The sequence below is a fragment of the Halobacillus sp. BBL2006 genome (assembly GCF_000786645.1).
GTDB lineage: Bacteria > Bacillota > Bacilli > Bacillales > Halobacillaceae > Halobacillus.
Map to the genome: position 1 here is coordinate 1 of NZ_JRNX01000035.1, position 4,608 is coordinate 4,608.

At 41.2% G+C, this 4,608-nt stretch carries 4 protein-coding genes; 3 read left to right on the forward strand and 1 reads right to left on the reverse strand.

Annotated features, from left to right (window positions below; translation table 11 throughout):
- The 3 genes from LD39_RS22910 to LD39_RS01565 all read left to right on the forward strand — a co-directional run.
- Positions 1-283, forward strand: a 283-nt coding sequence (locus LD39_RS22910; protein ID WP_035542145.1) for a CpsB/CapC family capsule biosynthesis tyrosine phosphatase, incomplete at its 5' end; no start/stop codon positions are given.
- Positions 284-809: 526 nt separating this feature from the next.
- On the forward strand, positions 810-2,246 hold the full coding sequence (locus LD39_RS01560) for a zinc-ribbon domain-containing protein (protein ID WP_035542147.1): 1,437 nt from the start codon (positions 810-812) through the stop codon (positions 2,244-2,246).
- On the forward strand, positions 2,236-3,087 hold the full coding sequence (locus tag LD39_RS01565; RefSeq protein WP_156112548.1) for a zinc ribbon domain-containing protein: 852 nt from the start codon (positions 2,236-2,238) through the stop codon (positions 3,085-3,087). Before LD39_RS01560 ends, LD39_RS01565 begins: the two co-directional genes overlap by 11 nt.
- A gap of 183 nt (positions 3,088-3,270) precedes the next feature.
- On the opposite strand, the gene LD39_RS01570 is transcribed toward LD39_RS01565, so the two are convergent.
- Positions 3,271-4,608, reverse strand: a 1,338-nt coding sequence (locus LD39_RS01570) for a PTS ascorbate transporter subunit IIC (RefSeq protein ID WP_035542152.1), incomplete at its 5' end; no start/stop codon positions are given.

Here is a 4,608-nt window from a genome sequence, read left to right on the forward strand (position 1 = left end):
GGCGGGGAGCGTATGCGGGCATAATGGCAAAAAGCGTCAGAAGTTCTCTCATGATCTAATCAATGCGAATTTGGTTCACCTGATTTCCTGTGATGCGCATAATTCATCCAGTCGGGGATTCTGTTTAACGGAAGCTTATACAGAAGTAAGAGCAGAACACGACCTTGAGATGGTGTACTTCTTCGCTGAAAATGCTGAGGCGGTGGTAGAAGGAAATATGGTGGAGACGTTTGAACCTGAGAAAGTGAAGCGGTCGAAGTTGCTCGGGCTTTTTAGTAAGTAGTTAGCTTATCTATGTTTACTCTATCTTCTCACATAAAATTGTAGATTTAGATCGAAAAGAGGATGCTGTTCCAAAAGCATCCTCTTTTTCATTCCTATCGTTTGAACCCCTTACAATCCTCGTTCAATTCGCCACTGGGAATCTGACAGAATAGACTCATTTTTCTAAAGTTATAATTATAATTTTCTAATTAATCTTAATATTACAAAAATATGGAACTTATTTAGGCATATTTATGTTAAAATCATCTATAAATAGAATTTGACTAGTTAATTTTATGTCGTTTCAACTCTTTTTTCCACATTACTCCTCTTTTGGCTTTTTGATGTTCTTCAAACTTTACTTAACTTTGAAAAATTCGGTATCATGACTATCTTTTTCCAAAATTGTTGGTATAATAGTCGGAGTTAAAAAGTTTTAGGTCTTTTTAATTATTATTAATAACGTAAATGGGGGTGAATACACATAATTTATAAGTTGTTTTTCGTAGAGTGGAGTTATCTTAATAGGAAAGGGGCATGATGCATTGAAATATTGCACAAATTGTGGAGAACAGCTTACGGATGAACAAAGTTTTTGTACGGAATGTGGGGAGAAGCAAGGAGATAGTCGCATCGTAAATCAACCGGTACGTCAGACGGAGCCAGCCCAGTATTCAGAACCACCTAAAGCACCGAGGGAACCGATGACTAGAAAAACAAAGATTGGTATGGCAGTAGCTGCAGTTATAGTTATTGGTCTAATTTCTGCGCATTTCATAGTGACTTCCATGATTGATCCGATGAAGCAGGTACAAGCCATGGATCGAGCGATCACAGATAAAAATGCAGACGCATTCTTCGAGAATGTCAGTGTTGACAAGGAAGCTCTTCTCCATAAAGAGGAGTTTTTAAGTTACATAGAAAGTTCAGATTGGGAATACGTACGAAGTCAAATGATAAACGCGATTGAAAATGATGCTCAAAAAACGGCTTTTGATCACAAAATCACGGGTGCTTATGGTGATCAATTGTTTGTCATGAAAAAAGTGGCTGTTGTTCCGAAGTTATATCATACATATGAAATCAAAACGATCCCGAACCAAATCACGGTGGCCACCAATTATTCACCGTCCAACTTTTCTATCGATGACCTTGCCGTTGATGTAGAAAAAGGAAAAGAGAACGGTACCGTAGTAAAAGCTTACCCTGGAGTTTATGAATTAGCTGGAAAGGCTTCTAGTGATTATGGAGATCTGGCTGCAACAGAGACGCTAGAGGTTACTTCTGTGGGGGGAGCAAAGGAAGAGATGGCCGCAGAATTCCCGGTTGAAACGTATAATTTTCAAACGGACCACTCTGATGCTGTTTTATTTATAAATGGAAAAAGTACAAAGCAGAAGCTTTCTTCACTTGACTCGATCGGACCTTTTCCAGAGGGAGAAACAGTGACCTTCTTTGCTGAATGGAAAGATAAAGAGGGGAAGACACATCAAACAAGAACCTTCGACAATGCTCAAATCGCAAGTGGCAGCGTTGACCTCACTTTTGAATCTGAAGAGGAGGATATCGTGACTGCAGCAGCACCAGAGGGAGAAGAAGACTTTTTCGTTAAGGAGGAAGTTGGAAATTTCGTCCTTGCTTTTCGTGACGCCTATGAGAGAGCTTTAAATACAATTGACTATCAAGTAATTTCTTCTTATTTACGTTCTGGAAGTAAAGCGGAAGACGATTTAAAAGAATACATTGGAGACTTGAAAGATGAAGGGTTTTCCTACAATTTCACGGAAAATACTATCCTTAGTGCAAAGCCATACAAAGGGAATTCTTATCTAGTCACCACCAATGAGAAATTTATTTTTACCAATCATGAAGGCGACCAGACTCACTACGACCGTTATAAAGACTATGTGGTTGAAGTGTCAGGAGATGAGTTTCAGATCAGCCGTATTGATATTAATGAGACCGATCGTGATGATTTATAACATTTCAGGGAAGGAACGTGGTAGTATGTATTGTTCCCAGTGTGGAGCTTTGATGAAAGAAGACGCGAAATTTTGTGGAGGGTGTGGCTCGCAACTAGGACAGGAGAGTCAGCAAGTCCCAGCAAGCACAAAGGCTCACCAGCAGCAACAGCAAGGTACGCAAATGTCAGCAGCTAGTGTGGCTGCCCCTAAGCAAGATAGTGAATATGTGGAGAAAGCGAAACATACGAGTCGCCAATTCTTCTATTTCGCTTTGCAATCCTTAAAAGCTCCTTTAGCAGCCAGTAAAAAATCGAATGAAAAGGACAAAGTCAACGGCCTGATCGCTCATGTGTTGCTTGCTTTCCTGATTCCTTTATTTACTTATTTTACAGCAAAAAGCGTCAATACTTATGGAGTTGTAGAAGTATCGTTTGGATCAGTAGTATTCCAGCCATTTTTCTATCTATTAATTTATCTAGCGGTCTTTACTGCAGTAACTTTGGGTGTAGCTAAACTGATGAAAGTTGAAGTTTCCTTTCTATCGGTCATGTCAAAGTACGGTGCCTTGAATGTCATTCCTGTGAGTCTGCTGCTTTTGTCTAACCTTCTCGCCATACTATCCATGAATGCCGTCAGCACATTCTTATTTATTGTCGGAATAGGGTTATTTATGGTTTCAAACTTCGCGTTACTGTTTGCCATCAATGCAGAGAAGAAAACAAACCAAGGCATTGATGTCTATTATGGATTAATCATTTCTAACGTTGTGATGGCGATCTTCTTCGCTATTGTTGGTATGACGGTTGTAGAAAGAATTATGGATCAGTTAAGCAATAGCCCGCTTGGGTTCTTTATGTAGGGTATTAAAGAGACTATCTGACTTAGAGATAGTCTCTTTTTATTGAGTATTGACGTAAAGCCTATATGGGAACGTATGCTCTGAGTAAATGGCCTAATTAATTCCTGAAACACCAAGGATTTGAGTTTAAATTAAAAAAAATCCCTTCCTGCATTCAAGAAGGGATTTTTTGAAACATCATCTTTAAGCTATATCTGTATCTGGATTTTCTTTATCTCCATTTCCTTTGGATCTGAAGCCAAGAAGGAAAAGAAGACCTATGATGATTAAGATCGCTGCGAACACAACACCATTTGATTCAACCATACGAATCAGGTTACCAAGTACAATACCAACGACTCCGAAGTCAGCATCTCCGAATGTAGTACCCTGGAATCCGAGAGAACCTAGGACTGGTAGTAACAGGGCAGGTAAGAAGCTGATGATCACCCCGTTCGCCATTGAACCGATGACGGCACCTCTTCTTCCGCCGGTTGCGTTCCCGAAGACTCCGGCAGCTGCACCAGTGAAGAAGTGAGGGACAAGTCCTGGGACAATGACTTTTAATCCAAGTAGTGGCAGGAACAGCATGCTTATGAGTCCAGCAATAAAGCTGAAGAAGAATCCGATGATGACAGCGTTTCCAGCGAATGGGAAAATAGCCGGGCAGTCTAGTGCTGGTTTTGAGTCTGGAACAATCTTCTCTGCAATTCCTTTAAAGGCTGGTACAATTTCAGCAAGTAACATACGTACACCAGCTAAAATGATGTAGACACCAGCAGCGAATGTAAGACCTTGCATGAAGGCGAATACAAGGAAGTTTTGTCCGCCGCTAAGTTCACCTTCGACAAAAGCAGGTCCAGCAGCGCCTGCGACGATGAAAAAGAGGATCGCCATAGTTAAGGAGACGGAAACTGAAGTGTCTCGAAGGAAGCTGAGAGATTTAGGCACTTTGATTTCTTCTGTTGATTTAGAGCCTTTACCTACAGCCTTCCCTACTAAAGCAGAGACAAGATAACCAAATGAACCGAAGTGGCCGATAGCAAAGTCATCGGAACCTGTGATTTTACGTGTGAACGGCTGAAGCATTGCTGGAGATAGCACCATTAATGCACCAAGAACAATGGAGCCAAGAATAACAAGACCAGCTCCGGTAAATCCTCCGGTTGTTAAGATAACAGCAATCAGACAGGCCATGAACATTGTATGGTGCCCAGTCAGAAAGATATATTTAAAAGGGCTGATGCGGGCAAGTATTATATTGACGACCATACCGAAAAGCATAATCATGGCCGTTTCTGTACCGAAGCTTTCCTGTGCTAGGGCAACAATGGCCTCGTTATTAGGAATGACTCCTTCAACGGCAAAGGCTTCATTGAACATGCTGCTGAACTGACTCAGGGACTGGACAAGGACATTCGCCCCTGCCCCAAGAATCACAAAGCCCATGATTGTTTTAAGTGTTCCTGAAACCACATCGCCTGTATTCTTTCGTTGCACAAGGAGTCCGATAAGGGCGAACAAACCAACAAGTATGGCGGG

What these genes read in the sequence shown, in the direction of transcription:
- LD39_RS01565 (WP_156112548.1), top strand. Translation starts at nt 2,236, where the DNA reads ATGATTTATAACATTTCAGGGAAGGAACGTGGTAGTATGTATTGTTCC.